Consider the following 26,682-nt stretch of genomic DNA (forward strand, 5'->3'; position numbering starts at 1 on the left):
CGCCTCAGCCCGAGATGCCCACCACCAGCCAGATGAAGGCGGCACCGGCCACCGTGCACAGCAGGGTGGAGCGGGCGGGGTGCTCGTGGTGGGCCTCGGGGAGGATCTCGGCGGCGGCCAGATACAGCAGGACGCCGCCGAAGAGGCCGAGATAGCCGCCGAGCACGGTCTCCGGGATGGTGAGGAAGACGGTCGACAGGGCGCCCAGGACGGGTGCGCAGGCGTCGGCGATCAGCATGCCTATCGCCCGGCGGCGCGCGTTGCCGTAGAGGCTCGCGATGGTGAACGTGTTGAAGCCGTCCGCGAAGTCGTGCGCGATCACGGCCAGCGCGACCGCCGTGCCCATGCCGCCGCCCACCTGGAAGGCCGCGCCGATCGCCACGCCGTCCATCGCGCTGTGCCCGACCATCGCGCCGGCCGCCGTCAGGCCCACCTCGGGCGCCCGGTGACCGTGTTCGTCGCCGCCGTGCGCGGCCTGGCGCAGGGCCAGCGTGCGTTCCACCAGATGGGCCAGCAGGAAGCCGGTTACGAAGAGCAGCAGGGCGGCCGGTACGCCGAAGATCTCCCGGCCGGCCGCGCGCAGCGCCTCCGGCAGCAGGTCGAGGCCGACCACCCCGAGCATCAGGCCGCCGGCCAGGCCCAGGACCAGATGGCGACGGTCGGTCACGCGCTGTGCCGTCCAGCCGCCGGCCAGCGTCATCAGGAACGCGCCGAGCGCGACGAAGACCGCCATGTGCCCTTGCTATCCGATCGACCCGCCCCAGCGCACATCCAGCAGCACCCGTAACACCGTTTGTCCAGAGAGGACCGAATTTCCATGGCCGATGCCGCTGCCGCCGCTTCCACCGGCAAGGTGACCTTCGTCGGTGCCGGCCCCGGCGCCGCCGATCTGCTGACGTTCCGGGCCGCGCGCGCGATCGCCGAGGCCGACGTGGTGATCTGGGCCGCGAGCCTGGTCCAGGCGGAGGTCCTCCAGCACGCGCGCGAGGACGCGGAGATCCTCGACTCGGCCACGATGTCGTTGGAGGACGTCGTCGCCGTCTACGAGCGGGCCGGGGCGGAGGGGCTGCGGGTCGCCCGGATCCACTCCGGCGATCCGGCCCTGTGGGGCGGTACCCAGGAGCAGGTCGACCGGTGTGCCGGGATCGGCGTCGAGGTCGAGATCGTGCCGGGTGTGTCCTCCTTCTCGGCCGTCGCCGCGCTCGCCCAGCGCGAGCTGACCATTCCCGAGGTCGCCCAGTCCGTCGTCCTGACCCGGCTCGGCGGCGGCAAGACGCCGATGCCGCCGGGCGAGGAGGTACGGGAGTTCGCCCGGCACGGCACCACCATGGCGATCTTCCTCTCCGCCGCGCGCAGCGGGCAGCTGGTGCGGGAGCTGCTGGAGGGCGGCTATCCGACGTCGACCCCGGTGATCGTCGCCTACCAGGCGACCTGGCCGGAGGAGCTGGTCGTGAAGTGCACGATCGAGACGCTGGAGGAGACGGTCAAGGAGCACCGGCTCTGGAAGCACACCCTGTTCCTGGTCGGGCCCGCCCTGGACTCCCACGGCACCCGCTCGCACCTGTACCACCCCGGCCACTTCCACGGCTTCCGCAAGGCCGACCCTCAGGCGCGGAAGGCGCTGCGCGAGCGGGGGGCCAGTACATGATCACGGTCATCGGTACCGGGACGGGGGCGCCCCTGGCTCCGGAGGCGCTGGCCGGGGCCGAGCTGGTGGTCGGCGGGCGGCGGCACCTGGACGCCGTGCGGCTGCCGGAGGGCGCCGAGCGGATCGTCCTCGGGCCGCTGGCGCCCGCGCTCGACGCCATCGAGGAGTACGCCGGCAAGGACCGGTCCGTGGCCGTGCTGGCCTCCGGCGACCCCGGGTTCTTCGGGATCGTGCGGGCGCTGGCCGAGCGGTTCGGGCCGGAGCGGCTGGAGGTGCGGGCCGGGGTGTCGTCCGTCGCCGCCGCGTTCGCACGGGTCGGGCTGCCGTGGGACGACGCGGTGGTGGTGAGCGCGCACGGGCGGGAGCCGCGTACGGCGGTCCACGTCTGCCGGGCGCATCCGAAGGTGGCGGTGCTGACGGGCCCGGGGGCGGGCCCGGCGGAGCTGGGGGCGGCGGTGCCGGCGGACCGGCGGCTCGTCGTGGCGAGCGCGCTCGGTGATCCCGAGCGGGAGCGCGTCGAGTGGGTCACACCCGCCGAGGCCGCCGGCCGGGACTGGGGAGCGGACGTCAGCGTGGTGCTGTGTCTGGACCCGTCGCGGGCGCTCGGTGCGGTGCGTACCGTCGCCGGGGTGCAGGCCGGGCCTGCCCGATGGGCCCTGGACGAGTGGGAGTTCGCGCACCGGGACTCGATGATCACCAAGTTCGAGGTACGGGCGCTGGCGCTGGCCCGGCTCGGGCCGCGCCTCGGCGACCTGGTCTGGGACGTCGGCGCGGGTTCCGGGTCGGTGGCGGTGGAGTGCGCCCGGCTGGGGGCGGCCGTCGTCGCCGTGGAGAAGGCCGCGGACGGGGCCGAGCGGATCGCCGCCAACGCGCGGGCGCACGGCGTGTACGTGGACGTGGTGCACGGTACGGCGCCGGAGGTCCTGCCCGGACTCCCGGATCCCGACGCCGTGTTCGTCGGCGGCGGGGGCCGTGAGCTGCCCGCCGTGGTCGGCGCCTGCGCGCTGCGGGCCCGGCGGACGGTGGTGGTCGCGCTGGCCGCCCTGGACCGGGTACCGGCGGCGCGCGAGGCGCTGACCGGTGCCGGGTTCTCCTGCGACGGGGTGCTGCTGCAGTCCTCGCGTCTCGCGCCGCTGCCCGGGGACGTGACCCGGCTGGCGGCGGCCAACCCCGTGTTCCTGCTGTGGGGGAATCGAATCCCCCTTTCCGAAGAACCCTCCGAAGAAGGAGTTGCTCAGTGATCGGCCTCATTTCCGCCACCGCGGCGGGGGCGGCGGCACGCGACCGGCTGGCCGCGGCGTGGCCGGACCGCACGCGGGTGTACGACGGTCCGGTCGGGGACGCCGTGCGGTCCGCGTTCGCGGAGTGCGGGCAACTGGTGTGTTTCCTGGCCACGGGTGCGGTGGTCCGGCTGATCGCCCCGCTGCTGGGCGAGAAGACGGCCGACCCGGGTGTGGTCTGCGTCGACGAGGGCGGACGGTTCGCCGTGTCCCTGGTCGGCGGGCACGCGGGCGGTGCGAACGAACTCGCCCGGGAGGTGGCCGAGGTACTGGCCGCGCAGCCGGTGGTGACCACCGCGACGGACTCCGTCGGACTGGCCGGCCTCGACACCCTGGGCTTCCCGGTCGAGGGCTCGGTGGCGACCGTGTCACGGGCCCTGCTGGACGGTGAACCGGTGGCCCTGCGCACCGAGTCGACGTGGCCGCTGCCCCCGCTGCCGCTGGCCGGGGAGGGCGCGTACACGGTCCGGCTGACCGACCGCGCGGTCGAACCCGCCGAGCGCGAGGTGCTGTTGCGCCCGCCGTCCCTCGTGGTGGGCGTCGGCGCCTCCAAGGGTGCTCCCGCCGACGAGGTGCTCACCCTCGTCGAGGGGGCCCTGCGGGACGCGGGACTCTCCCCTCGCAGCGTCGCCGAACTCGCCACCGTCGACGCCAAGGCCGAGGAGCCCGGCATCGCCGAGGCGGCCGCTCGGCTCGGCGTCCCTCTGGTGACCTACTCCGCCGAGGAGTTGGCCGGGGTGGCGGTGCCCCATCCCTCCGACGCGCCCCTGGCCGCCGTCGGCACCCCGTCCGTCGCCGAGGCCGCCGCGCTGGTGCGGGGCGGCGAACTCCTCGTCCCCAAGCGGAAGTCGGAGCGGGAGGACGGTCAGCCCGCCATGGCGACCTGTGCCGTCGTACGACGGCCCGCGCGCGGCCGGCTCGCGGTCGTCGGGCTCGGACCCGGCGCCCGCGACCTGCTCACCCCGCGCGCCAAGGCCGAACTCCGGCGCGCCTCCGTGCTCGTCGGGCTCGACCAGTACGTCGACCAGATCCGCGACCTGCTGCGGCCCGGTACCCGCGTCCTGGAGTCGGGGCTCGGCGCCGAGGAGGAGCGGGCCCGGACAGCGGTCGCCGAGGCGCGGGCCGGGCATGCCGTCGCGCTGATCGGCAGCGGGGACGCCGGTGTGTACGCGATGGCCTCCCCCGCGCTCGCCGAGGCCTCCGACGACATCGACGTGATCGGCGTCCCGGGCGTCACCGCGGCGCTCGCCGCCGGGGCGATCCTGGGCGCGCCGCTCGGCCACGACCATGTCTCCATCAGTCTGTCCGACCTGCACACACCGTGGGAGGTCATCGAGCGCCGGGTACGGGCCGCCGCCGCGGCGGACATCGTGGTGACCTTCTACAACCCGCGCTCCCGGGGCCGCGACTGGCAGCTGCCGAAGGCGCTCGCGATCCTCGCCGAGCACCGGGAGCCGACGACGCCGGTCGGTGTCGTACGCAACGCCTCGCGCCCCGACGAGTCGAGCCGGGTGACCACCCTGGGCGCGCTGGACCCGGCGTGGGTCGACATGATGACCGTCGTGACCGTGGGCAACACCGCGACCCGGAACATCGCCGGGCGCATGGTCACCCCGCGCGGTTACCGCTGGCAGGAGAGCGCTCCGGAGGGGGCCGAATGAACCGGGTCGTCCACCCCATCGAGGAGGAGTCCTTCCGGCGGCTGCGGGCCCGCCTGGACACCTCGCACTTCCCGCCGCTGACCCGCGCCGTCGTGGAGCGGGTCATCCACTCCGCCGCCGACCTGGAGTACGCGAGCGACCTCGTGACCGACGAGGACGACCTGGTGAAGGCGCATGCCGCGCTGCGCGCCGGGGCGCCGGTCGTCGTGGACGTGGAGATGGTCGCCGCCGGCATCACCCGCCGGGACACGGTCTGCCGGCTGCGTGACGCCAAGTCCGTTGCCGGGCTCACCCGTTCCGCGCACGCGATCCGCCTCGCGTACGAGCAGGTGGGCCCCGGCGCGCTCTGGGTGATCGGCAACGCGCCGACCGCCCTGGAGGAGCTGCTGACGCTGGACGCCTCCCCCGCGCTCGTCATCGGTCTGCCCGTCGGGTTCGTCGGCGCCGTCGAATCCAAGGCCGCGTTGCGGGAGAGCGGGCTGCCCGCCGTCAGCAACGTGTCCGAGAAGGGCGGCTCGGCGGTCGCCGCCGCCGCGCTCAACGCCCTGCTGTACCACCCCACTTCCGAGGAGACGCTGTGACCACCCCGCCCGCCCTGCTCATCGCCGGCCATGGCACCCGGGACGAAGCCGGAGCCGAGGCGTTCCGTGACTTCGTACGGGAGCTGGGGCGCCGCCACCCCGAACTGCCCGTCGCCGGCGGCTTCATCGAGCTGTCCCCGCCCCCGCTGGGCGAGGCGGTGACCGATCTCGTCGAGCGGGGGGTACGACGGTTCGCCGCCGTGCCGCTGATGCTGGTCTCCGCCGGGCACGCCAAGGGCGACATCCCGGCCGCGCTGGCGCGGGAGAAGGAACGGCACCCGGGGATCTCGTACACCTACGGGCGTCCGCTGGGCCCGCACCCCTCGCTGCTGGCCGTCCTCGAGCGGCGGCTGGACGAGGCGCTGGGCGCCGGCGAGGGTCGCGCCCCGATGGACCGGGCGGACGTGACCGTGCTGCTGGTGGGCCGGGGTTCCACGGACCCCGACGCCAACGCCGAGGTGCACAAGGCGGCACGGCTGCTGTGGGAGGGGCGCGGGTACGCCGGTGTGGAGACGGCGTTCGTGTCGCTGGCCGCGCCGGACGTGCCGAGCGGACTCGACCGGTGCCTGAAGCTGGGGGCGCGCCGGATCGTCGTCCTCCCGTACTTCCTGTTCACCGGGATCCTGCCGGAGCGGGTGCGGCAGCAGACCGAGGGCTGGGCGGCCGCGCACCCCGAGGCCGAGGTGCGCTCGGCGGACGTCATCGGGCCCGAGCCGGAGCTGCTCGACCTGGTGATGGAGCGGTACCGGGAGGCGGCCGCCGGGGAGGTGCGGATGAACTGCGACTCGTGTGTGTACCGGATCGCGCTGCCCGGTTTCGAGGACAAGGTGGGGCTGCCGCAGCAGCCGCACTTCCATCCCGACGACGACGGCGACCACCACGGCCACCATCATCACCACGGCGGCCACGCGCATGCGCACTGACGACGGTTCCGGCGGCTCCGGAGGCCCGCACGATCTGCGGCACCACGGTGACGCCGAGGTCCGTGACGACGGTTCCGCGCTGGTCGACCTCGCGGTCAATGTGCGGGCCGACACTCCCCCGGCCTGGCTGCGGGAGCGCATCGCCGGGTCGCTGGGCGGTCTCGCGGCCTACCCCGACGGGCGGGCGGCGCGGGCTGCCGTCGCGGCGCGGCACGGGCTGCCGGTGCAGCGGGTGCTGCTGACGGCTGGCGCGGCGGAGGCGTTCGTGCTGCTGGCGCGTGCGCTGAAGGTGCGCCGGCCGATGGTGGTGCATCCGCAGTTCACCGAGCCGGAGGCGGCGCTGCGGGACGCGGGGCACACCGTGGACCGGGTGCTGCTGCGGGAGTCGGACGGGTTCCGGCTCGATCCGGCGGCCGTTCCGGCGGACGCCGACCTGGTGGTGGTCGGCAATCCGACCAACCCCACGTCGGTGCTGCATCCCGCCGAGGCGATCGCCCGGCTCGCCCGGCCCGGGCGGACGCTGGTGGTGGACGAGGCGTTCATGGACGCGGTGCCGGGTGAGCGGGAGGCACTGGCCGGACGGACCGATGTGCCGGGGCTGGTGGTGCTGCGCAGTCTGACGAAGACATGGGGGCTGGCCGGGTTGCGGGTCGGCTATGTGCTGGCCGCGCCGGAGATCATCGCCGAGCTGGCGCGGGCGCAGCCGTTGTGGCCGGTGTCGGCGCCGGCGCTGGTGGCGGCCGAGGCGTGTGTGGCGCCGCGGGCGCTGGCGGAGGCGGCGCATGCGGCGCACCGGGGGGCGGCCGACCGGGCCCATCTGGTGGCGGGACTCGAGGAGTTCGCGCCGGAGGGGGTGCGGGTGGCGGGGCCCGCGGAGGGGCCGTTCGTGCTCGTCCGGATGGCCGGGGCGGCCGCGGTGCGGCGGCAGCTGCGGGTGTTGGGGTATGCGGTGCGGCGGGGGGACACGTTTCCGGGGCTGGACGAGGAGTGGGTGCGGGTCGCTGTGCGGGACCGGGGGACGGTGAACGGGTTCTTGCAGGCGCTGGATCAGGCGTTGATGTTGATACGGGCGTGAAGGGGAACTGCCGACCGTGGGCGACTGCGGGTGCGTGGTGGCTGGTCGCGCCCGCGCGGCGGTAGCCGCACATCGACTACCGCCCCGCGCCCCTGCCGGGGCGCTATCGCCGGCGTCGGGCGAGTGCCACCGCTCCTCCACCGGCCGCGACCAACGCCAGCGCGCCGCCCACCACATACGGCGTCACCGAAGTTCCGCCCGTCTCCGCCAGCTTGGTCTCCTTCGCCGGGGCGCCCTGGGGCTTGATGTCGGTCACCGGGGCGGCCGGGTCCGGCGGGGTCTCGCAGGTCGACTTCGCCAGGGTCAACGTTCCTTCCACGTCGGCCACGTTCAGCTTCAGCGGGTTCACGGAGATCTTGAGTTCGAGGGCGCTGGCCGCCGCCGTGTTCGACGTCGTCTCGCGCTTGGAGAGGTCGAGGCGGACCTCACCGACACCGGGGACCTTGACGTCGGTGGGGCCGCCCGCGCTCAGCGTCACCCGCTTGCCGAGGACCGTGACGGCGCCGAGCACGTTCGCGGAGGCCACCGGCTGTCTGCCGGTCTCGCAGGTGGCCTTGGAGGTGACCGTGTCGAGTTCGACGAGGGACAGCAGGGGCAGGCCCGGCAGGTGCAGCCGGGCGTGGGCGAGGTGCACCGAGCCCTCGGCCAGGCTGTCGGAGACCGTCGCCTTCGTCGAGGCGACGTCCGCGCCGAGGACGCTGAACGGCTTGCCGCCGTCCACTCCGTCGAGCGTGGCGGTCAGCGCGGTGCGGTCGGCGCTCCGCGGTGCCTGGACCTCGTTCAGGGAGACCGCGAGCGGGACGTTCACGGTCTTGTCGAGGAGGGAGACGTCCAGGCCGGTGCGGAGGACGACGGCGCTCGCCCGGCCCTGGTCGGTGGTCGCGTGTGCGGTGCCCGCGCCGGCCAGGGCCGCGGGACCGGCGGCCAGGGCGGTGGCCGTCGCGACGGTCGCGAGACGGCGTGCGGGCATGCGGAACGTGTCGCTGTTCAAGGTGGTGGGACCCCCAGAGGAAACTTGCTCGGGACCCGCCAAGAATTACGCACTGTGGGTGAACAGGCGGCAATCCTCCGTTACTTCACTCATTAGTGGACTTTCCGTGAATGCATTCGAGCCGCCGGGCACAGGCGTTCCTTTACTCGACGACCAGCCCGTTCAGCACCACCCGGCGGGGGGACGCGAGGACGCGTACGTCGGCGCGCGGGTCGCTCCCGTACACCACCAGGTCCGCCGGTGCGCCCTCCTCCAGACCGGGCCTGCCGAGCCAGGCGCGGGCCGCCCAGCTGGTCGCCGCGAGCGCGTCGACGGGCGGGATCCCGGCGGTGACCAGCTCGGCGACCTCGCCCGCGACCAGGCCGTGGGCGAGGCTGCCGCCGGCGTCGGTGCCGACGTACACCGGGATGCCGGCGTCGTAGGCGGCGCGGACGGTGTCGTAGCGGCGCTCGTGCAGCCGGCGCATGTGGTCCGCCCAGCGCGGGAACTTGGCATCACCGCCGGCCGCGAGATGCGGGAAGGTGGCGATGTTGACGAGGGTCGGGACGATGGCGACGCCACGCGCGGCGAAGAGGGGGATCAGCTCGTCCGTCAGGCCCGTCGCGTGCTCGATGCAGTCGATGCCGGCCTCGACCAGGTCCTGGAGCGAGTTCTCGGCGAAGCAGTGGGCGGTGACCCGGGCGCCGAGCCGGTGCGCCTCCGTGATCGCCGCCTCCACCGCGTCCCGCGGCCAGCTGGGGGCGAGGTCGCCGAGGTCGCGGTCGATCCAGTCGCCGACCAGCTTGACCCAGCCGTCGCCGCGCCGGGCCTCCTGGGCGACGTACGCGACCAGGTCGTCCGGCTCGATCTCGTGGGCGAAGTTCCTTGTGTAGCGGCGGGTGCGGGCGATGTGCCGGCCGGCTCGGATGATCTTCGGGAGGTCCTCGCGGTCGTCGACCCAGCGGGTGTCGGAGGGCGACCCGGCGTCCCGGATCAGCAGCGTGCCGGCCTCGCGGTCGGTGAGGGCCTGCGACTCGGCTGTCGCCGGGTCGACCGGCCCCTGTGGGCCAAGGCCGACATGACAGTGAGCGTCCACCAAGCCGGGGAGGGCCCAGCCTTCGACGGTCCGGATGTCCTGGGTGCCGAAGGGGCGGTCGTAGGAGATGCGTCCGCCGAGGACCCAGAGTTCGTCGCGGACGTCGTCGGGGCCGACAAGGATCCGTCCCTTTACGTGCAGCACCGCTTGATCGCTCATGGGACGCACGATAGTTCGTCGGGTGCGGGCTTCCACGTGGCTGGTCGCGCCCACGCGGCGGTAGCCGCATACCGCATACAGCCCCGCGCCCCTTACGGGGCGCTGTCCTGGCCCTCTTCCACGTCCGCCATCGCCGGATCCAGCAGGCGCGAGAGGAAATGGCGAGTGCGCTCATGCTGCGGGTTGCCGATGACCTGGGCCGGGGTGCCGTCCTCCACGATCACCCCGCCGTCCATGAAGACGACCCGGTCGGCGACCTCCCGTGCGAAGGTCATCTCGTGGGTGACCACCATCATGGTCATGCCCTCCCGGGCCAGCATCCGCATCACCGCCAGCACGTCCCCGACCAGCTCCGGGTCGAGGGCCGAGGTCGGCTCGTCGAAGAGCATCACCTCGGGGCCCATCGACAGCGAGCGGGCGATCGCCACGCGCTGCTGCTGGCCGCCGGAGAGGGAGGCGGGGTAGGCGTTCGCCTTCTCCGAGAGGCCGACCCGGGCCAGGTTCTCGGCGGCCACCCGCGCGGCCCGCGCCTTGTCCCGCCGGAGCACCCGGCGCTGCGGCAGCGTGAGGTTCTCGGTCACCGTGAGGTGCGGGAAGAGGTTGAACTGCTGGAAGACCATGCCGATACGGCGGCGTACGGCGTCGATGTCGACATCGGGGTCCGTCAGCTCCGTGCCGCCGACGAACACCCGGCCCTTGGTGGGCTCTTCAAGGAGGTTGACGCAGCGCAGCAGGGTCGACTTGCCGGAGCCCGACGGGCCGATGACGCACACGACCTCGCCCTGGCCGATCTCCAGGTCGATGCCGCGCAGCACCTCGTTGTCGCCGAAGGACTTGTGCAGGTCCTTGACCTCGGTCTCGGGTCGGCTCATCTGACGGCCTCCTGGGCCTTCGCCTCCATACGGCGTACCACGAAGCCGAGCGGGATCGTGACCAGCAGGTAGCACAGGCCGGCGACGAGGATCGGCGTGGAGTTTGCGGTCGTACTGGCCAGGTCGCGGCCGTACTTGGACAGTTCGCGCTCCTCCAGGGTGACGCCGAGGAACAGGACCAGGGAGGAGTCCTTGAAGAGGAGCACCAACTCGTTGGTCAGGGGCGGGAGGATGATGCGGAACGCCTGCGGGAGGACGATCGAGATCATCGCCCGCGCCGGCGAGAAGCCCAGCGAACGGGCCGCCTCCAGCTGGCCCTTGGGGACCGCCTGGATGCCCGCGCGGATCGTCTCGGCCATGTACGCGGCGGCGACCAGGCCGAGGGCCAGGGCCACCTTGCCGTAGGTGCCGCCGATGATCTCCGTGCCGGGGAAGGCGAGCGGGACCGCGACCCCGATGAAGATGAAGATCAGCAGGGCGGGCAGGCCGCGGAAGATCTCGATGTAGATGCCGGCCAGCCAGCGGTAGGGGCCGACGGAGGACAGCCGCATCAGCGCGATCAGCATGCCGAGCGCGAGGCCGACGACGAAGCCGGACACCGTGTACAGCACGGTGTTCTTCAGCGCCAGCGTGATGACGTCCGGGAACATCTGCCGGGCGATGTCCCACTGGGCGAACTGGTTCTGCAGCCGTCCCCAGTCGGCGCCGGCCGCGAAGGCGGCCACGGCGGCGACGAAGACGACGTACTGCACACCGCGCGACAGCCGGCGCTTCTGCCGCCGGGTCAGGCCCTTCCTGCGAGGCTGGAGTTCCGTGTCCGTGGTGGTCATGAGGCGGCCGGAGAGGCGGCCGACGCGTCGTACGGGCCGATCCACTTCTCGTACAGCTTCTTGTACGTGCCGTCGGCCTTCGCGTCGGCGATCGCCTTGTTGACGGCGGCGAGCAGCTTGGTGTTGCCCTTCTTGACCGTGAAGCCGTACTGCTCACCGGTGTTGATCTGCCCGGCGACCTGGAAGGCGGCGGCGTTGGCCTTGTCCTTCAGCCAGCCCTGGACCACCGGGTAGTCGATGACGACGGCCTTGACCTGGCCGGTGCGCAGGCCGTTGAGGACGGCGTCGGAGGACTCGAAGGAGACCGGGTCGAAGCCCTGCTTCCTGACGTAGTCCTCGCCGGTGGTCTGCGCCTGGGCGCCCAGCTGGACCTTCTTGGCCTTCGCGTCGGCGAGCGAGGTGATGCCGCTGTTCTTGTCGACGAGCAGGGCCTGGGTGGCGTCGAAGTACGGGTCGGAGAAGTCGACGTTCTTCTTGCGCTCGGCGGTGATGGTCATGCCGGCCGCGGCCAGGTCGCACTCGCCGGAGTTGAGGAAGGCGCCGGTCTTGAAGTTCTCGAAGGGCGTGTCGAGGATCTGCTGCTTCACGCCGAGGTCCTTGGCGACCAGGTCGATCATCGACACGTCGAAGCCCTGCACCTTGCCGTCGATCTCCGACTGGAACGGCGGGTACGGCAGATGGGTGCAGGTGGTGAGCTGGCCGGCCTTGACGAGTTCGACCCCGCCCGCGGCCGTTCTGGAGGCGCTGGAGCCGTTGCCGCTCGACGTGCAGCCGGCCACGAGGGCCAGCCCGGCCGCGGCGGTGACGGCGGCCAGGGCGCGGGCCCGGCGGTGCCCGAGGAGCGTGGTCACGAGACCTCCCGTAGGTCTGCGGGGCTCCCCGCGATGCTGTGAGGGAGCTTTGGATTCCGTTTCTGCGGGTTCCGATTATAAGGAGATGTTTGGGTATCTCAAACCAATCCGATGGTCGTGAGGCCGTCCGGCCTAAGAAGTCGCCGGTCACCACCGGTCCCAGAGGTAAGACGGGTGCCGGTTACGCTCGTGCTGATCTGCCCCTCCGTGAGCGAAGAGAGCACCGCCGTGACCCACCCCTTCCTCGACCTGCCCCCGCTGAGCGCCGCGCACTTCGCCGCCATCGAGGACCGCGTGGCCCGGCTCCTCGGCACCCGGCAGGACGTCGTGATCACGCAGGGCGAGGCGCTGCTGCCGCTGGAGGGCGCGATCAGGGCGGCGGCCGGGCCGGGAACGACCGCGCTGAACGTGATCACCGGCCCCTACGGGCAGACCTTCGGGAACTGGCTCCGGGACTGCGGCGCGACGGTGATCGACCTCACGGTGCCGTTCCACACGGCGGTGACGGCCGCACAGATCCGGGAGGCCTTCGCCGAGCACCCGGAGATCGACTTCGTGTCCCTGGTGCACGCGGAGGCGGCGACCGGCAACACCAACCCGGTCGCGGAGATCGGCGCGGTGGTACGCGAGCAGGGCGCCCTCTTCTATCTGGACGCGGTCGCCTCGGTCGGGGCCGAGCCGGTGCTGCCGGACGTCTGGGGCGTGGACCTGTGCGTGATCGGGGCACAGAAGGCGATGGGCGGTCCGGCCGGCGTCTCGGCGGTGTCGGTGAGCGCGCGGGCGTGGGCCCGGATGGCGGCGAACCCGCAGGCCCCGCGCCGGTCGTATCTGTCGCTGCTGGACTGGAAGGAGCGCTGGGTCGACGGTGGCCGCAAGGTGCTGCTGCACGCGCCGGCGCAGCTGGAGATGCTGGCGCTGGAGGCGTGCCTGGAGCGGATCGAGGCGGACGGACTGGAGACGGTGATGCGCCGTCACCGTACGGCCGCGCTGGCCACCCGGGCCGGGGCGGTGGCCCTGGGCGGTGGCCTGGAGCCGTATGTGTACGAGGAGTCGGACGCGGCGCCGGTCGCCACGACGCTGCGGGTGCCCCCGGGCGTGGTGGCCTCGGAGCTGGTCGCCGAGGCGCTGGCGGGCGACGGCACGCTGCCGCTGGCCGCGGGCGGGGGCGCGCTGGCCGCGGAGATGATCCGGGTGAACCACTACGGGGTGGACGCGACGGTGGGCGCGGTCCGGTCGAGCCTGGCGGCGCTCGGCGCGGGGCTGGCGAAGCAGGGTCGGACGGTGGACCTGGAGGGGGCCCGGCGGGCGGTGGAGTCCGTCTGGCGATAGGGGCCGGAAACGGACGGGTGGCGCCACCGCCGGCGCCACCCCCGCCGAGGGACTCGGCACCGCCGTCGACGGCGTATCCAAAGCGTTAAGGACACCTGAATTCAAAGCAATTCCGAATTCCATTTTGACGGATGGCTTACCCGAGATCTTCTGCCCGCTTTTTGCGGAGCTAAACCGGGGGAATTTCATCCAGGTTTCAACCCTGTGACGCACCCCACATAAGCGGGTCATTTGCCCGGTTTGTGGTGGGAAATATCGGTACATACGGGCACGGCGGATGGGGCTGGCAACAGCACCTGCCGTGCATTTTTGCATTTGCCTCGCTAAATTCAGTCCGCATGACCGCTCCACAAGCAGACCTGATCGTCGAGCGCCCGATGGTGACCGACGGCGCCGCCCTGTGGCGTATCGCAAAGGATTCCGGAAGCCTCGATCTGAACTCCTCGTACAGCTATCTGCTGTGGTGCCGGGATTTCGCCGGCACGTCGGCGGTGGCGCGCGGCGCGGACGGCGAGCCCGTCGGATTCGTGACCGGATACACCCGGCCGGACCGCCCGGACACGCTGCTCGTCTGGCAGGTCGCCGTGGACGCCGTGCAGCGCGGGCGCGGTGTAGCGGCGCAGCTGCTGGACGGACTGACGGCGCAGGTGGCCGCCGAACGGCCGCTCACCGCCGTCGAGACCACCATCACGCCCGGGAACACCGCCTCCGAGCGGCTGTTCACCTCGTACGCCGCCCGGCACGGCGCCACCGTCGAGCGCACCGTGCTGTTCGAGGCCGGCGAGTTCCCCGACGGTCCGCACGATCCCGAAGTCCTGTACCGCATCGGCCCCTTGACCCCCACATCGCACTGAGGAGCCTCCTGTGACCATCACCCAGCCCGACCTGAGTGTCTTCGAGACCCTGGAGTCCGAGGTCCGCAGCTACTGCCGTGCCTGGCCGACCGTGTTCGACCGGGCCCGGGGCAGCCGGATGTACGACGAGGACGGCCACGAGTACCTGGACTTCTTCGCCGGCGCCGGATCACTCAACTACGGCCACAACAACCCCGTGCTGAAACGGGCGCTGCTCGACTATCTGGAACGCGACGGGGTCACCCACGGCCTCGACATGTCGACCACCGCCAAGCGGTCGTTCCTCCAGACCTTCCAGGACCTGGTGCTGCGGCCGCGCGACCTGCCGTACAAGGTGATGTTCCCGGGGCCGACGGGCACCAACGCCGTGGAGTCCGCGCTGAAGCTGGCGCGGAAGGTGAAGGGGCGCGAGGCGATCGTGTCGTTCACCAACGCCTTCCACGGGATGTCCCTCGGGTCGCTGGCCGTCACCGGCAACGCGTTCAAGCGGGCCGGGGCCGGGATCCCGCTGGTGCACGGGACGCCGATGCCGTTCGACAACTACTTCGAGGGGACCGTCCCGGACTTCCTCTGGTTCGAGCGGCTGCTCGAGGACCAGGGGTCGGGCCTCAACAAGCCCGCCGCGGTGATCGTGGAGACCGTGCAGGGCGAGGGCGGCATCAACGTCGCCCGCCCCGAATGGCTGCGCGCTCTCAAGGAGTTGTGCGAGCGGCAGGACATGCTGCTGATCGTCGACGACATCCAGATGGGCTGCGGGCGGACCGGCGCCTTCTTCTCCTTCGAGGAGGCCGGGATCGTCCCCGACATCGTCACGGTGTCGAAGTCCATCAGCGGCTACGGGCTGCCCATGTCGCTGTGCCTGTTCCGGCCCGAGCTCGACGTGTGGGAGCCGGGCGAGCACAACGGCACCTTCCGCGGCAACAACCCCGCCTTCGTCACCGCGACCGCCGCCCTGGAGTCCTACTGGACCGACGGCCCGGCGATGGAGAAGCAGACCCGGGCCAAGGGCGAGCAGGTCGAGCAGGCGCTCATCGCGATCGTCGAGGAGAACCTCGCCGACGTGCGGGAGTACCGGGGCCGGGGTCTGGTGTGGGGCATGGAGTTCCACGAGAAGGCGCGGGCCGGGCGGATCGCCGGGCGCGCCTTCGAACTGGGGCTGCTCATCGAGACGTCGGGGCCGGAGAGCGAGGTTGTCAAGCTGCTGCCCGCCCTGACCACGACCCCGGACGAGCTGGACGAGGGGCTGAGCATCCTCGCCCGGGCCGTCCGGGAAACCGTCTGACCAGGATCTAGCAAGGAGGCTGTACACCACCGTGATCGTCCGTTCGTTCAAGGAGATCGAAGGCACCGACCGGCATGTCAAGGCCGCGTCCGGGACCTGGGAGAGCAAACGCATCGTCCTCGCCAAGGAGCGGGTCGGCTTCTCGGTACACGAGACGATCCTGTACGCGGGCACGGAGACGTCGATGTGGTACGCCAACCACATCGAGGCCGTGGTCTGCGTCGAGGGCGAGGCCGAGCTGACCGACCGTGAGACCGGGACGTCGTACACGATCACGCCCGGCACCATGTACCTCCTCGACGGGCACGAGCGGCACACGCTGCGCGTAAAGGAGGACTTCCGGTGCATCTGCGTGTTCAACCCGCCGGTCACCGGCCGGGAGGACCACGACGAGAACGGCGTCTATCCCCTGCTGACGGAGGAGGGCTGACCCATGATCACGATCACCGACCTGTACCCGAGCCGTGGCCCGGTCGAGGTCTCCGTACCCCGCAAGGACCCGGTCGTCTGGTCGGCGCCCGGTGCGGCCGGGCCGATCGCCACGGACCGGCTGGAGGCCTTCGAGCGGGACGGCTTCCTCGCCATCGACCAGCTCCTCGCGGACGACGAGGTCGCCGTGTACCGGGAGGAACTGGAGCGGCTGGTCGCCGACCCGGCGATCCGGGCCGACGAGCGCTCGATCGTCGAGCCGAAGTCCAAGGAGATCCGCTCGGTCTTCGAGGTGCACCGGATCAGCGAGGTGTTCGCGAACCTGGTGCGCGACCAGCGGGTGGTCGGCCGGGCCCGGCAGATCCTCGGCTCGGACGTCTACGTCCACCAGTCGCGGATCAACGTCAAGCCCGGGTTCGGGGCCAGTGGCTTCTACTGGCACTCGGACTTCGAGACCTGGCACGCCGAGGACGGACTGCCGAACATGCGGACCGTGTCGGTCTCGATCGCGCTGACCGAGAACCACGACACCAACGGCGGGCTCATGATCATGCCGGGCTCGCACCGGACGTTCCTGGGCTGTGCCGGCGCCACGCCCGAGGACAACTACAAGAAGTCGCTGCAGATGCAGGACGCGGGCACGCCCTCGGACGAGGCGCTGACCGCGATGGCCGGCGAGTACGGCATCAAGCTGTTCACGGGCCGGGCCGGTTCGGCGACCTGGTTCGACTGCAACTGCATGCACGGCTCCGGCGACAACATCACGCCGTTCCCGCGCAGCAACGTCTTCATCGTGTTCAACAGCGTGGAGAACACGGCGGTGGAACCGTTCTCGGCTCCGGTACGACGTCCGGAGTTCATCGGGGCGCGGGACTTCACGCCCGTCCGGTGAACACGGTCACCCAACCGACCGGCCCGCCGCGCAGCGGCCGTCGGACACCGCATCGGGGCGCGGGACTTCACGCCCGTGCGGTGATCTCCTCCTGAGCCGGCCGGGCCGGGACCTCCCGTGGGACGGGGTCCCGGCCCGGTCGTGTCGTCAGCCGCCGAGCACGTCCAGGAGCCGGTCCACGTCCTCGGCGGTGTTGTACAGGTGGAACGCGGCCCGCAGGTTGCCCGCCCGGTTGGAGACCTCGATGCCGGCGCGGCTCAGTTCGGGCTGGCGGCCCCCGAGTCCCGGCACCGAGACGATCGCCGAGCCCGGGGCGGGCAGGGGCGCGTGGCCGAGGGCGGCGAGTCCGGCCCGGAACCGGTCGGCGAGGGCCACGTCGTGGGCGTGGACGGCGGCCACCCCGAGTTCCTCGATCAGGTCGAGGGAGCGGCGCAGGCCCGCGAAGGTGAACAGGGCGTGGGTGAGGTCGAAACGGCGGGCGGAGTGGGCGAGTTCGGTGACCGGGCCGTAGCAGCTGTCCCATGGCTGTTCGCCCGCGACCCAGCCGGCCAGCAGCGGGGTCAGCCCGCCGAAGTCCTCGGGGACCACGAGGAAGGCCGTGCCGTGCGGGCCGAGCAGCCACTTGAAGGAGACCGCGGCCGAGAAGTCGTAGCCGTCGGCGTCCATCGGGAGCCAGCCGGCGGACTGGGAGAAGTCGACGTAGGTACGCGCCCCGTGCTCGCGGGCGGCCTCCCGCAGAGCGGGCAGGTCGGCGAGGCGGCCGTCGGCGGACTGGGCGGCGCTGACCGCGACCAGCGCGGTGCCGGGGCGGACCGACTCGGCGATCCGCTCCAGCGGCACGGCGCGGACCTTGAGGTCGCCGCGGACGTGGAACGGGTTCAGCACGGAGGTGAAGTCGTCCTCCGCGGTGAGGACTTCGGCGCCCGCGGGCAGCGAGGCGGCGATCACACCGGAGTGCGCGGCGACCGAGGCGCCCACCGCGACCCGGGTCGCGGGGACGCCGGCCAGCCGGGCGTACGCGGCCCGGGTGGCCTCCACGTCCTCGTACAGCGAGGTCAGCGGCCGGCCTTCGGCCCGCAGCAGGGCCGCCTCGTGCAGGGCGGCTACGGTGCGGGCGGGCAGCAGGCCGTTGCTGGCGGTGTTGAGGTAGGTGCTCTTCGGGGCGAACTCGGCGCGGACGAGGCTCTCGAACGTCTCCGTGGTCTCCATGGCTCCACTCTGCGGCCCACGGAACCCCCCGTCCATTGCGGATTTTTACGCAGAACCGCTAAGCACTGCTTATACGACCGCTCTGACCTGGGGTTTCTCAGTGCTGCGGCACCGCGCACCCGTCCGGCCCGCAGGCGGCGCCACCTTCGTCGATGAGCTGGAGCGGGGAACGCGCGCCCCAGGCCTGGCCGAGCGCCTGGGTGAAGACCTCGGCGGGCTGGGCGCCGGAGACCCCGTACTTCCGGTCGAGGACGAAGAAGGGCACCCCGTTCGCGCCGAGCCCGGCGGCCTCGCGCTCGTCGGCGCGGACGTCGTCGGCGTAGCGGGCCGGGTCGGCGAGCACGCCGCGCACGGCTTCAGCGTCCAGCCCGGCCGCCACGGCCAGCTCGACGAGCCGCTCGGCGCCCTCGGTGAACAGCGACCGCTCCTCGGCGAAGTTCGCCCGGTACAGGAGCTGGATCAGCTCGTCCTGCCGGCCCTGCTCCTTGGCGAAGTGCAGCAGCCGGTGCATGTCGAAGGTGTTGCCGTGGTCCCGGCCGCGGGTCTGGTAGTCGAGACCCTCGGCGGCGGCCTGGGCACCCAGGTTGTCCTCGCCGGCCTGGGCCTGCGCCGCACTCATGCCGTACTTCTTGGTGAGCATCGCCAGCACCGGCTGGACGTCGTCCTTGGCGCGGCCGGGGTCCAGCTCGAAGGAGCGGTGCACGACCTCGACCTCGTCGCGGTGCGGGAAGGCGGCGAGCGCCTTCTCGAAGCGGGCCTTGCCCACGTAGCACCACGGGCAGGCTTGGACCAACAGAGCCATAACTGCTCTGACCTGCGGTTCTTAACCGGCACGCTCGGAAACCTCGAAGGATTCCGCCGAGCCGGGAGAGCACCGCAGTGCCGGGGCGGTCCGACTCTGGAGACAGGACCGAGACAGATGCACCGCGACGACTACCCCGCACTGCGGGCCCTCGGGTTCGAGGACGACGAACTCAAAGAACTTGGGCTCTGGACCCCGGCCGTAGGTGCCCCCGCTGAACTCGCGGAAATGTACGTCCGCCGTTCCAAGAAAAAGGACTCCCTAAGCGCGCTTCGCGAACAGGTCCGCCGCATGTGCGCGCAGGGCGTCAAGGAAAACAAGAAAGTGCGCCACGTCTGGTTCGAGCAAAAAAGCGCAAGCAAGAGCTACATCCGACGCGAGGAATTCGAGAAAGCAACAGCGGCCGTCACGGAAGCTGGACTCTCGAAAGCGCTCTACGTCTACAAGACCTCTCGACTCTCCCGCCGAGGCATGGGACAAGTCGGCCTCTTGCTCGACACGTTCGAGGAACAGGGCGCGTACATATTCGTAGTGTCCGAGGGGTTGGACTCTCGCACTTCCCGCACAGTGCTTGCCTTCCTGAGCGAACAGGCGCGCGACCAAGTGAAAGACCTTGGCGATTTCGTCAAGCTGGGCATGGACGCGCATAAGGCGGACGGCAAATGGACCGGCGGCGTAACGCCCTACGGCTTGCGCGCTGTGAAGGGTGAGGGACGCCTAGAGCCCAACCCCGAGGAGTACCCGACGGCCCGGCGAATCGCCGAGTACCTGTTGGATCGAAAGACCCCCGCATGGATCGCTGCCACGCTCAACGAGGAAGGCTTGAAGACGCGTCACGGCCGGAACTGGCAGGCAACGGGAATCATCGCCCTGGTACACGCTGTGACTTGGGCCGGTCTCGTCGCACAGCGGGAAAGAATGCTCGACAAGAACGGACGCTGGACGGGGAAATATCACCGGGGCGGTACTCCGCTGTTCGACAAGAAAGGGAACCCCGTTTCCTGCGGCGAGGGCGTCATCACGTTCGCGGAACACATCAAGATCAACGAAATTCTCGCGAGTCGCGCGCAGAAGCACGGCCCCGTAGGAAACCGAGCGCGTGGTAAGCGTGAGATCTCCAACCTTCTTTCGGGGATCATGCACTGTGGTCGCTGTGGCGTGAAGGAAGTCAGCAGCGGGCCCGCTTACCGGTGCTACGCCCGGACCAACGAGGGGGCGCACGTCTGCGAGGGAGTTTCCATCGGACGGGAGCGCGCCGACGACGCCGTTACGCAAGCGTGGTTCGGGCACATTCTGAGCCTGTCCCCCGAGTCGGCCACACTGCAAGAAATCGCCCGTGAGTGGCTGGCTTACAAGGACCCGGAAAAGGAGGCGCGCAAGATGCAGGTAACGGCCGCCCTTGAATCAGCGGTAGGCCGAGAGATAAAGCTCAACAAGGAGTTCTTTGTTCTCGGCCGCATGACCGAGGACATGTTCGACAGCATGCGCGTGCAGGTGGCCGAGCAGATCACCGCGCTAAAGGCTGAGTTGACCGAACTGACACGGGAAGCCGACCTCACCCCGCTGATGGACCCGGAAGCACTGGCCGCGCTGTGGAACGGGGCCGGTATCGCCGGACAGTGGGCATTGCTGCGGGCCGCGCTGACAAACAAGGGAATCGTCCTCAAGGCGTCTCAGGGTCGGGGGTACCGAGTGCCCGCGTATGACCGGCTGGAGTTCCACTGGCGGGAGGCGAGCGACCCGGCATGGGGAGCAGCCTTTGAAGCGGGCGTGAAGCACGTCGAGAGGACGCGAGAGCAGAACCTCTAGACGGCCCGTAAGGCACTCCGAGAGCCCCGGTGAGGGATTTCCCCGCCGGGGCTTTCTCGCGCCCGCAGACAGCCGTACATGGGCTCTCAACGACCGGCCAGCGCCGAGGGGTTCGCCGCGCTTGCCGACAACAGCCCCGAAGGAAGCCACAGACGGCCGTCTGAGCCATTCCCGTTGCCTCCGGCACGCCGAGAGAGCCGCAGACGGCCCGCAGACGGCCGCACAGAGCTTTCGCCAAGTTATCTGATGGTGCGTCAGAAAGTGCCACTTAACCCACACGCTCTCTGGACCCCGAACCCGCAGCAGGAGAGACGACAGGGAGGTTGCGCGGTGCCCATCACGAACACGCTTGACCTGGAGACGCTGAGCGCGCGTATGGACGCGTGGGCCAGCGAGAGGGATACAAAGCGCGGCCGACTCGTTCGCGCTTTCCGTGCCAACTTGGGGAACTCCCCGGATCGGCAGGCGGCCCGGCTCGCGCTGCTTATCGCGGAAGCGGCCTAGCAGATACCCCCGTCAGAGATGGCGGGGTTTTCCTTTCCGGAGTTTAGGGACTTTCGGGTACACGCCCTGTCCCTCAACTCTCTTTAGTGACCCCCTCCGTGTCCCTAAATCTCGTTTAGAAACCTCCCTTTGTCCCCTAACGGACTTTAGGGCTGCACACCCCATCCCGAAAGGAACTAAGCCCCATGACCAAGAAAGAACTTCTTTCCCTCCTGGCCGAGGCTGAGACTCTGCTATGGGCGGCAGGGTCCCAAGGATTCAAAGACGGAGAGGCTCTGCGGGAACGGATAGAAAATGCCCTCCGTGCCGAATATGCGTCCACTCCGGGCGGCGTATGCGTGACTTGCGGCGAGACGCTTGCACAGTCAAGCACGGGACGTCCGCGCATGTACTGCGGGGAGGCTTGCAAAAAGCGGGCTTACCGAGCCAAGAGCGAACAGCGAGGAGCGGGGAGCTAGTACAGAAACTCTAGAAATGTAGTTTGTGTAGAAGTGAACTACATTCTAGATATATCTATAGGAGTCCTACTAGCAATACCGCAACTAGGTACAACTACATGCCGCAACGTAACACCCCCTGGAAGGACTGACCTGACCTTGATTATCGGTGATCCTCGGTGCGAGGTATGCGACACCGTCCTAACCGGCCGACAGCGGGTCGTCTGCTCGAATGCCTGTAGGCAGGCCCGTAAGCGCGCACGCAAGCTGACGGCCGCTGAGTACGCGGCGAAACTATTGGGTCGCGACTGTGAGCGCTGTGGAGACGCGTACGAGCCGAAGAACACCCGTCAGCGTTTCTGTTCCGAGGAGTGCGCCGAGCAAGCCAAGGCTGAGGCGGAAGAGTCCCGCTGGGAGGCTGTCTGCGAACTGGACGGATGCGAGAACAGCGCGGGATGGGATGGCGCTACGCGCGCCCGCCGCTACTGCTCGAATGCTCACAAGCAAAAGGCTTACCGACAGCGGAAGCATGCGGCCTAGTGGAAAGCCTCCGTGCGACCCTCTGAGCGGCTTTCCTCGGCCTGCTGCACTTCCCCGCCCGAGCATTCCCGCGAGGCGCTTAGGAAGGCGCTGAGGGCCCGAGCCGGCTCGTAACGGTCGGATATCAATGCGCGCACTGTCATCGGATAATCCGGCAATCCAGGCTCTAGGACTTAGCTAACTCACTCTCTGGATTGCGGACAGCCGGAAACTGTTTCCACGGGTGATGACTGGTCAGGCTGGTGCGCCACATGCCCCCTGACTGGTCGCCACCACCTAGGAACGTTCCTAGGTGCTCTTTCTGCGGCGGCATCCGCAACCCTTCCCCAATTCTTCGGCGGGTAGTTCTACGTGCGCGCAAAGCGGCGTAGTCCTCGCCGGTAAAGCCCTCTTGCCTGGTCTATGCCGAGACCGCGCAAGAGGGCTTTTTTTCGTACCTGGAGGTTTCCGCAATGCACGATGATGCCGCGTACCGGGCTGTCGTGTTCGCTGCCCTGCGCGCGGTCACGGCTGACGCCCCCGCAGTCGTTGACCAAAACGAACTGTTCGGCGCTGTGAATAGGTGGGCCGCGCGAAACGGTGTGGGCCCGGTCCCGCTGGGTTCGTTTACGCGGCTCGTGCGTAGCGCTGGATACCGACACTTTCGAAGTGACCGGCGAAAGTACTTTGCTGGTCTAGCGATCAAGGAGGATTCATGACTACTCGCGATCACATTGATTCCGGGATGACCGACGCGGCTATTGCAAGTGTTCTGCGCGCTCGTGCCGAGTCCTGGAACTACAGCACTGCAATGGAGAATGCCGCCGCACTTGCGTCTAGTGGCGGATCTCTTAGCCCTGAGTCGCGTATGGCGCTGGGTTACTACCAGGACGGCAAGAAGGCTGCTGCCGCTTCCGGCCGTGACGTTTCCGGCCCTGCCGACTCGACGGGTGGGGATCGAATTGCAGCCGCTTACAAGAACCTCGGAGGCAACGCCTGATGACTGACGCGAAGCTAGAGAAGGCCCGTGCTGCCGCTGAAAAGGCGGCGCAGGAGCTAGCGGCCCTTGAGGCGGCCGAGGCTGAGAAGGCTGCGACGCTGGCCGCTGAGCGCGATGCACGAGAGATCGAGTACGCCCACCGGGTCAAGGAGACTTGGCGTGCTGAGGAGGAGGCGAACAGCGAGGCGGAAAAGGCGGCGCGGGCGCGGTTCTATGAGCTTGTCTCTAATGAGCCTTGGTTCGAAGCATTCGCCGAGTACCGGGCGCACCGTTTCAAGCGCGGACACATCCTGACTGCCGCACAGGATGCACAGAACCGTTTGGGCGAGACGGCAACCATTCCGGAAAATCGCATCTATGACGCGACGATCATGGACGACGTCATTAATGCCGCCGAGCAGCGAGCCGGGGAGATTGCCGCTGATTTCGCAGATGAGCTGGACGCTAAGCGTGAGGCTTACGTGAGCGGCGGTGAGGCGTAAATGGCGACCACTCCTGACAACCTCCTAGATCCGGGTCCGGCTGGGACGTTTCCCAATTGGCCGCGCGACGCGAGCGGTAAGCCGATACAACCGACGGACGTGAACAGCAACCCCATTCGTTATGCGCGTGGACTCACGGGAGAGACGTACAGCGTCCATCCTGCGGGGGCTTATCCGTTGGATCACGGACGGGCTCCAATCGCAATCCCTAAGCTCCCGCTGCCCAATTGGGGAGACCCTGAGACTGTCCGTGTGTGGCGGGAATCGTGAACCCGCCCGCTTAGGCTGCGGCCGTTCGCTGTCGCAAGAGGGGGCCAGAGCCGGCAAAAACTGGCCCCCTTTCTGACCTGCGTCTATGCCCGTGCACAACTTCGCTGGCGCGTGTGCTGGCGGGAAGGAGCTGACACATGCTGGCCGACGATTGCGCCCCCTCGCACGCTGAGTCTCTCACCCAATCCTTGGGCTATGCGCATGGATACGCGGATGAAATCCGGCGCATGCTCGCTGAGGGGAAACCTGATTCCGAAAGGGCGGCGCAACTCGTACAGGCAATCCATGACGTGATCCTCGCTGCGTTGGATGACCTGTACGAACTGGACGACGTACAGCAAGAGATGGACGTCATAGAGGAAATGCAGGGCCTCACGGATGAGGAACTGTTCAGCGCTATTACCTGCCCGCCCTTTGGATTGTGAGCCCCCTGTGCCATCAAAGCCACCTCGCCCCTGCGCTCAGCCGGGGTGCCCCGAGTCGGTACGCGGTAAAGACAGCACGTGCCCCGAGCACACGAGACAGCGAGCAGCGCAGCGGGTAAACCGGGGCGGCTCGTATTACGGCCGTGACTGGCGTGAGCGCGTGCAACCAAGGTTTATCTACCGCAATCCGTGGTGTGTTCTCTGCGGGCAACGGGCACAGGTTGCTGACCATTGGCCGATCAGTCGACGTGACTTGATAGCGAGAGGTGAGCGCAATCCCGATGCCGTTACGCACCTTCGGCCATTGTGCAAGGCATGTGACGCCAAGGAGCGGCCTAAGCGGGAGCCGGGCGGATTCCTCGCTGAGCGGCGTTCGCAGCGTGAGGCAGAACAGCGCGTTCAGCGTGGCCGGTTCGATGATGTGCCGCCGTTCTGACCGTAGGGGGTGGGGGGTGCCTCCCCTCCCACTCAAATCCGGCGCGGCAGGGAGGCAGAAAGACGTGATGGCAGTTCTAAGCCTTTTCTGTGGCGTGACCTGCGCCAATTCATTCCCCTGGAGGAACCCCAATGACCCTGGCTAAGCCAATCGATCAGCACCGGCGAGAGGGAACGTACCGGCCCGACCGTCACGCCGACCGACTATCTCTTTCGCCGAGTGATCTCACTGAGCCGGATTGGTCCACGGTGATTGGTGACGGCCCGGACGCTGGAAAGGTCAAGGCGGACGCGTCGGATATCTGGCGGCGCATCGTTCCTGCGCTGTCTGCCGCAACTCGAATCACGGATGCTCAGCGAGAGGTCGTCATTTCGTTCTGCACGGCGCAGGCTCGTGTATGGCAGGCCGAGCGGATTATCAGCCGGGACGGCCTACTCGTCGTCGGCGCAAATGGAACTCTCGTCAAGAATCCAGCCACGACGGTGATCAACACTTACTCGGGAATCCTGCGCGCTGCCCGAGTTGAGCTAGGGCTGTCGCCGTCCGCTGCTGCCCGAATCACTGTGACAGCGCCGGACGAGGACGACGACCCGGACGGGATTTGGGACTGAGAATTGGAGTGCGGAAATGATTGCCGATGAGTACCGCGCCGAGCTAGCACGATGGGCCGAGCTTGAGATACCTCGGTGGGCCGAGCGGATGACAGCGGCACGGCGTAAGTACCGGGAGCGGGAAGCAATCGAGGAGAAGCGCGAAGCAATCGAGAACCGTAAGCGCGTGACTCGGATGCAGGCTTTTGACAACATCCGCTATGCCGGAATGCCTGCCCACCTCGTGCGCGAATACCAGGAGACACGGCGCAAGCGGGAGGCAGCGAGTGCTTAGGCTCATATCGTTTACGGACGCTGTCCGCTATGCCGCGCTCGCTGCGGCCATGGTTATTAGCTTCGCTGTGGAGCGTGACCTAGCGCTGTCTCATGGCGTGCCCGAGACCGTTGCACCGGCCGTTCCCGTGGCCGTTGACCTATTCATGATTTGGGCTGTCCGGACGGGCCGTGACGTCGCCCTAGCCGTGGCCGTTGCCGTGGCCGCGAATGTGGCCGGTGTCCTCACGACGGAATCCCTGTCCGCTGTCGATACATGGGTGTCCGCTGGATTGCACGCCGTGTTCCCGCTGACCGTGTGGCGAATGCACCGCGCTGAGCGGCCCGCTAAGAGCGTCACGGACATTCGGCCAACCGAGGAGACTGACCGGCCAGCGGTGGCCCCTCAGAATGGCGTATGGCCGGACACTTCCCTATGGCAGGACTTCAACGCGGACAGCGAGCCGGACAGCGAGGACAATGCACCGGACGGCCCGCCGAGTGATGACGATATCCGCGCCGCTGTGACCGTCCTCGAATCCCGCCACGGGCGACCGCTGACCGGTCAGGTTGTGGCCGACCATTTCGGCGTGTCCGCTCGCACTGGACGCCGTTACCTTGACCGGATCGGATACGGACGCGTGACCACCTCGGAACGTTCCTAGGTGCGCATGACGAACCCCCTACGTCACACCCTCACCGCGAGGGAAGGCGTAGGGGGTTTTCGCGTTTGGGACCACCTTAGAAAGAAAGGGCGGGTTTCAGCCGGCTGTCGCTTCCAGCGCGGTCACTTCCCAGCATTCCCAAGGGGTTTCGCTACCTTCGGATCGCAGGTATCTAGGCCGCCTCGCTGTCGAGTACCGCCCGAACCTGGGAGGGCAGAACGCGCCCCCGTTCCACTGTCCTCTCGCTCACCACTCGTCGCGACCGGTGAACCATCCAATGAGGTACCCGACCGCCATTTCCAGCGAAGGGAGAGGCCAACCGGGATTCTCTCCGGGTCCCGGCTGGACAAAGTAGCTGGGCTCCCCATTCGGCATCGTGCCTGCAATGATCCAAAGCCGGTGGGTTACGTCCGGCTCACTGTCCGGGTAGTCCATGAAGAACCACCCGCAAAGTTCCCCGGTCGGCCGCTGCTCGATCCACTCGAACCGGCAAGCCCCCACGTGTTCGATGTCACCCAACGTGCGTCCC

The 26,682-nt window shown here is 69.2% G+C and carries 25 protein-coding genes; 17 read left to right on the plus strand and 8 right to left on the minus strand.

From position 1 onward, the window contains the following. Positions 1 to 4: 4 nt before the first annotated feature. Positions 5 to 733: a ZIP family metal transporter gene (locus ACGFZQ_RS46135; RefSeq protein WP_393845530.1), complete on the minus strand. Its 729-nt coding sequence runs from the start codon at positions 731 to 733 to the stop codon at positions 5 to 7. A gap of 84 nt (positions 734 to 817) precedes the next feature. Here ACGFZQ_RS46135 and cobM point away from each other — a divergent pair, with 84 nt between their 5' ends. From cobM to cobC, 6 genes are read left to right on the plus strand one after another with little or no spacing between them, the layout of a single operon-like run. After that, complete coding sequence (gene cobM, locus ACGFZQ_RS46140; RefSeq protein WP_393845531.1) at positions 818 to 1,648, plus strand: precorrin-4 C(11)-methyltransferase; 831 nt, start codon at positions 818 to 820, stop codon at positions 1,646 to 1,648. Beyond that, the gene (cbiE, locus tag ACGFZQ_RS46145) at positions 1,645 to 2,889 is read left to right on the plus strand and encodes a precorrin-6y C5,15-methyltransferase (decarboxylating) subunit CbiE (RefSeq protein ID WP_393845532.1); all 1,245 of its coding nucleotides are present in this window, start codon (positions 1,645 to 1,647) and stop codon (positions 2,887 to 2,889) included. The genes cobM and cbiE overlap by 4 nt, the downstream gene beginning before the upstream one ends. Beyond that, positions 2,886 to 4,589 (plus strand): precorrin-3B C(17)-methyltransferase, encoded by a 1,704-nt coding sequence (gene cobJ, locus ACGFZQ_RS46150; RefSeq protein ID WP_393845533.1) that lies wholly within the window; start codon positions 2,886 to 2,888, stop codon positions 4,587 to 4,589. The genes cbiE and cobJ overlap by 4 nt, the downstream gene beginning before the upstream one ends. Then, complete coding sequence (locus ACGFZQ_RS46155; protein WP_393845534.1) at positions 4,586 to 5,170, plus strand: precorrin-8X methylmutase; 585 nt, start codon at positions 4,586 to 4,588, stop codon at positions 5,168 to 5,170. Before cobJ ends, ACGFZQ_RS46155 begins: the two co-directional genes overlap by 4 nt. After that, on the plus strand, positions 5,167 to 6,093 hold the full coding sequence (locus ACGFZQ_RS46160; RefSeq protein ID WP_393845535.1) for a sirohydrochlorin chelatase: 927 nt from the start codon (positions 5,167 to 5,169) through the stop codon (positions 6,091 to 6,093). Before ACGFZQ_RS46155 ends, ACGFZQ_RS46160 begins: the two co-directional genes overlap by 4 nt. Next, positions 6,083 to 7,168, plus strand: a complete 1,086-nt coding sequence (cobC, locus tag ACGFZQ_RS46165) for an Rv2231c family pyridoxal phosphate-dependent protein CobC (RefSeq protein ID WP_393845536.1) — start codon at positions 6,083 to 6,085, stop codon at positions 7,166 to 7,168. The genes ACGFZQ_RS46160 and cobC overlap by 11 nt, the downstream gene beginning before the upstream one ends. Before the next feature lie 103 nt (positions 7,169 to 7,271). On the opposite strand, the gene ACGFZQ_RS46170 is transcribed toward cobC, so the two are convergent. The 5 genes from ACGFZQ_RS46170 to ACGFZQ_RS46190 all read right to left on the minus strand — a co-directional run bounded on the left by ACGFZQ_RS46170 (position 7,272) and on the right by ACGFZQ_RS46190 (position 11,946). Further along, positions 7,272 to 8,159, minus strand: a complete 888-nt coding sequence (locus tag ACGFZQ_RS46170) for an SCO1860 family LAETG-anchored protein (RefSeq protein WP_393845537.1) — start codon at positions 8,157 to 8,159, stop codon at positions 7,272 to 7,274. Between the two features lie 142 nt (positions 8,160 to 8,301). Then, positions 8,302 to 9,393, minus strand: a complete 1,092-nt coding sequence (locus tag ACGFZQ_RS46175) for an amidohydrolase family protein (protein ID WP_393845538.1) — start codon at positions 9,391 to 9,393, stop codon at positions 8,302 to 8,304. Between the two features lie 92 nt (positions 9,394 to 9,485). Further along, positions 9,486 to 10,265, minus strand: coding sequence for an amino acid ABC transporter ATP-binding protein (locus ACGFZQ_RS46180; RefSeq protein WP_393845539.1), 780 nt, complete (start codon positions 10,263 to 10,265; stop codon positions 9,486 to 9,488). Next, positions 10,262 to 11,095, minus strand: coding sequence for an amino acid ABC transporter permease (locus ACGFZQ_RS46185; protein WP_351733102.1), 834 nt, complete (start codon positions 11,093 to 11,095; stop codon positions 10,262 to 10,264). The genes ACGFZQ_RS46180 and ACGFZQ_RS46185 overlap by 4 nt, the downstream gene beginning before the upstream one ends. Next, the gene (locus ACGFZQ_RS46190) at positions 11,092 to 11,946 is read right to left on the minus strand and encodes an ABC transporter substrate-binding protein (protein WP_393845540.1); all 855 of its coding nucleotides are present in this window, start codon (positions 11,944 to 11,946) and stop codon (positions 11,092 to 11,094) included. The genes ACGFZQ_RS46185 and ACGFZQ_RS46190 overlap by 4 nt, the downstream gene beginning before the upstream one ends. A gap of 228 nt (positions 11,947 to 12,174) precedes the next feature. Here ACGFZQ_RS46190 and ACGFZQ_RS46195 point away from each other — a divergent pair, with 228 nt between their 5' ends. From ACGFZQ_RS46195 to thpD, 5 genes are all read left to right on the plus strand, one after another. Next, complete coding sequence (locus ACGFZQ_RS46195) at positions 12,175 to 13,275, plus strand: pyridoxal-phosphate-dependent aminotransferase family protein (RefSeq protein WP_393845581.1); 1,101 nt, start codon at positions 12,175 to 12,177, stop codon at positions 13,273 to 13,275. Between the two features lie 338 nt (positions 13,276 to 13,613). Continuing rightward, entirely contained in the window at positions 13,614 to 14,129 is a 516-nt protein-coding gene (gene ectA, locus ACGFZQ_RS46200; protein WP_393845541.1) for a diaminobutyrate acetyltransferase, read from the plus strand. Between the two features lie 10 nt (positions 14,130 to 14,139). Further along, positions 14,140 to 15,411 (plus strand): diaminobutyrate--2-oxoglutarate transaminase, encoded by a 1,272-nt coding sequence (gene ectB / locus ACGFZQ_RS46205; protein WP_351733097.1) that lies wholly within the window; start codon positions 14,140 to 14,142, stop codon positions 15,409 to 15,411. Positions 15,412 to 15,442: 31 nt separating this feature from the next. Beyond that, positions 15,443 to 15,841, plus strand: a complete 399-nt coding sequence (locus tag ACGFZQ_RS46210; RefSeq protein WP_351496114.1) for an ectoine synthase — start codon at positions 15,443 to 15,445, stop codon at positions 15,839 to 15,841. A gap of 3 nt (positions 15,842 to 15,844) precedes the next feature. After that, the gene (gene thpD, locus ACGFZQ_RS46215) at positions 15,845 to 16,732 is read left to right on the plus strand and encodes an ectoine hydroxylase (protein ID WP_393845542.1); all 888 of its coding nucleotides are present in this window, start codon (positions 15,845 to 15,847) and stop codon (positions 16,730 to 16,732) included. 147 nt (positions 16,733 to 16,879) lie between these two features. On the opposite strand, the gene ACGFZQ_RS46220 is transcribed toward thpD, so the two are convergent. Next, complete coding sequence (locus ACGFZQ_RS46220; protein WP_393845543.1) at positions 16,880 to 17,941, minus strand: aminotransferase class V-fold PLP-dependent enzyme; 1,062 nt, start codon at positions 17,939 to 17,941, stop codon at positions 16,880 to 16,882. A 97-nt stretch (positions 17,942 to 18,038) separates the two neighbouring features. Next, positions 18,039 to 18,743 (minus strand): DsbA family oxidoreductase, encoded by a 705-nt coding sequence (locus ACGFZQ_RS46225; protein ID WP_393845544.1) that lies wholly within the window; start codon positions 18,741 to 18,743, stop codon positions 18,039 to 18,041. Between the two features lie 117 nt (positions 18,744 to 18,860). Here ACGFZQ_RS46225 and ACGFZQ_RS46230 point away from each other — a divergent pair, with 117 nt between their 5' ends. The 6 genes from ACGFZQ_RS46230 to ACGFZQ_RS46255 all read left to right on the plus strand — a co-directional run bounded on the left by ACGFZQ_RS46230 (position 18,861) and on the right by ACGFZQ_RS46255 (position 25,510). After that, entirely contained in the window at positions 18,861 to 20,552 is a 1,692-nt protein-coding gene (locus ACGFZQ_RS46230; RefSeq protein ID WP_393845545.1) for a recombinase family protein, read from the plus strand. Between the two features lie 2,175 nt (positions 20,553 to 22,727). Then, entirely contained in the window at positions 22,728 to 23,012 is a 285-nt protein-coding gene (locus ACGFZQ_RS46235) for a hypothetical protein (protein WP_393845546.1), read from the plus strand. Continuing rightward, positions 23,012 to 23,494: a hypothetical protein gene (locus ACGFZQ_RS46240; protein WP_393845547.1), complete on the plus strand. Its 483-nt coding sequence runs from the start codon at positions 23,012 to 23,014 to the stop codon at positions 23,492 to 23,494. The genes ACGFZQ_RS46235 and ACGFZQ_RS46240 overlap by 1 nt, the downstream gene beginning before the upstream one ends. Positions 23,495 to 23,901: 407 nt before the next feature. Beyond that, positions 23,902 to 24,189, plus strand: coding sequence for a hypothetical protein (locus tag ACGFZQ_RS46245; protein WP_393845548.1), 288 nt, complete (start codon positions 23,902 to 23,904; stop codon positions 24,187 to 24,189). 567 nt (positions 24,190 to 24,756) lie between these two features. Continuing rightward, a complete protein-coding gene (locus tag ACGFZQ_RS46250; protein ID WP_393845549.1) occupies positions 24,757 to 25,236 on the plus strand; it encodes a phage terminase small subunit P27 family in 480 nt (159 codons plus the stop codon). A 16-nt stretch (positions 25,237 to 25,252) separates the two neighbouring features. Further along, the gene (locus ACGFZQ_RS46255) at positions 25,253 to 25,510 is read left to right on the plus strand and encodes a hypothetical protein (RefSeq protein WP_393845550.1); all 258 of its coding nucleotides are present in this window, start codon (positions 25,253 to 25,255) and stop codon (positions 25,508 to 25,510) included. Positions 25,511 to 26,682 lie beyond the last annotated feature (1,172 nt).

This window comes from Streptomyces sp. NPDC048254 (assembly GCF_043201895.1).
Lineage (GTDB): Bacteria > Actinomycetota > Actinomycetes > Streptomycetales > Streptomycetaceae > Streptomyces.

Bases quoted from the DNA above. Each gene is read 5' to 3' on its own strand.
- ACGFZQ_RS46135 (WP_393845530.1), bottom strand. From the start codon at position 733: ATGGCGGTCTTCGTCGCGCTCGGCGCGTTCCTGATGACGCTGGCCGGC.
- cobM (WP_393845531.1), top strand. From the start codon at position 818: ATGGCCGATGCCGCTGCCGCCGCTTCCACCGGCAAGGTGACCTTCGTC.
- cbiE (WP_393845532.1), top strand. From the start codon at position 1,645: ATGATCACGGTCATCGGTACCGGGACGGGGGCGCCCCTGGCTCCGGAG.
- ACGFZQ_RS46155 (WP_393845534.1), top strand. From the start codon at position 4,586: ATGAACCGGGTCGTCCACCCCATCGAGGAGGAGTCCTTCCGGCGGCTG.
- cobC (WP_393845536.1), top strand. From the start codon at position 6,083: ATGCGCACTGACGACGGTTCCGGCGGCTCCGGAGGCCCGCACGATCTG.
- ACGFZQ_RS46175 (WP_393845538.1), bottom strand. From the start codon at position 9,393: ATGAGCGATCAAGCGGTGCTGCACGTAAAGGGACGGATCCTTGTCGGC.
- ACGFZQ_RS46180 (WP_393845539.1), bottom strand. From the start codon at position 10,265: ATGAGCCGACCCGAGACCGAGGTCAAGGACCTGCACAAGTCCTTCGGC.
- ACGFZQ_RS46185 (WP_351733102.1), bottom strand. From the start codon at position 11,095: ATGACCACCACGGACACGGAACTCCAGCCTCGCAGGAAGGGCCTGACC.
- ectA (WP_393845541.1), top strand. From the start codon at position 13,614: ATGACCGCTCCACAAGCAGACCTGATCGTCGAGCGCCCGATGGTGACC.
- thpD (WP_393845542.1), top strand. From the start codon at position 15,845: ATGATCACGATCACCGACCTGTACCCGAGCCGTGGCCCGGTCGAGGTC.
- ACGFZQ_RS46220 (WP_393845543.1), bottom strand. From the start codon at position 17,941: ATGGAGACCACGGAGACGTTCGAGAGCCTCGTCCGCGCCGAGTTCGCC.
- ACGFZQ_RS46225 (WP_393845544.1), bottom strand. From the start codon at position 18,743: ATGGCTCTGTTGGTCCAAGCCTGCCCGTGGTGCTACGTGGGCAAGGCC.
- ACGFZQ_RS46230 (WP_393845545.1), top strand. From the start codon at position 18,861: ATGCACCGCGACGACTACCCCGCACTGCGGGCCCTCGGGTTCGAGGAC.
- ACGFZQ_RS46235 (WP_393845546.1), top strand. From the start codon at position 22,728: ATGACTACTCGCGATCACATTGATTCCGGGATGACCGACGCGGCTATT.
- ACGFZQ_RS46240 (WP_393845547.1), top strand. From the start codon at position 23,012: ATGACTGACGCGAAGCTAGAGAAGGCCCGTGCTGCCGCTGAAAAGGCG.
- ACGFZQ_RS46245 (WP_393845548.1), top strand. From the start codon at position 23,902: ATGCTGGCCGACGATTGCGCCCCCTCGCACGCTGAGTCTCTCACCCAA.
- ACGFZQ_RS46250 (WP_393845549.1), top strand. From the start codon at position 24,757: ATGACCCTGGCTAAGCCAATCGATCAGCACCGGCGAGAGGGAACGTAC.
- ACGFZQ_RS46255 (WP_393845550.1), top strand. From the start codon at position 25,253: ATGATTGCCGATGAGTACCGCGCCGAGCTAGCACGATGGGCCGAGCTT.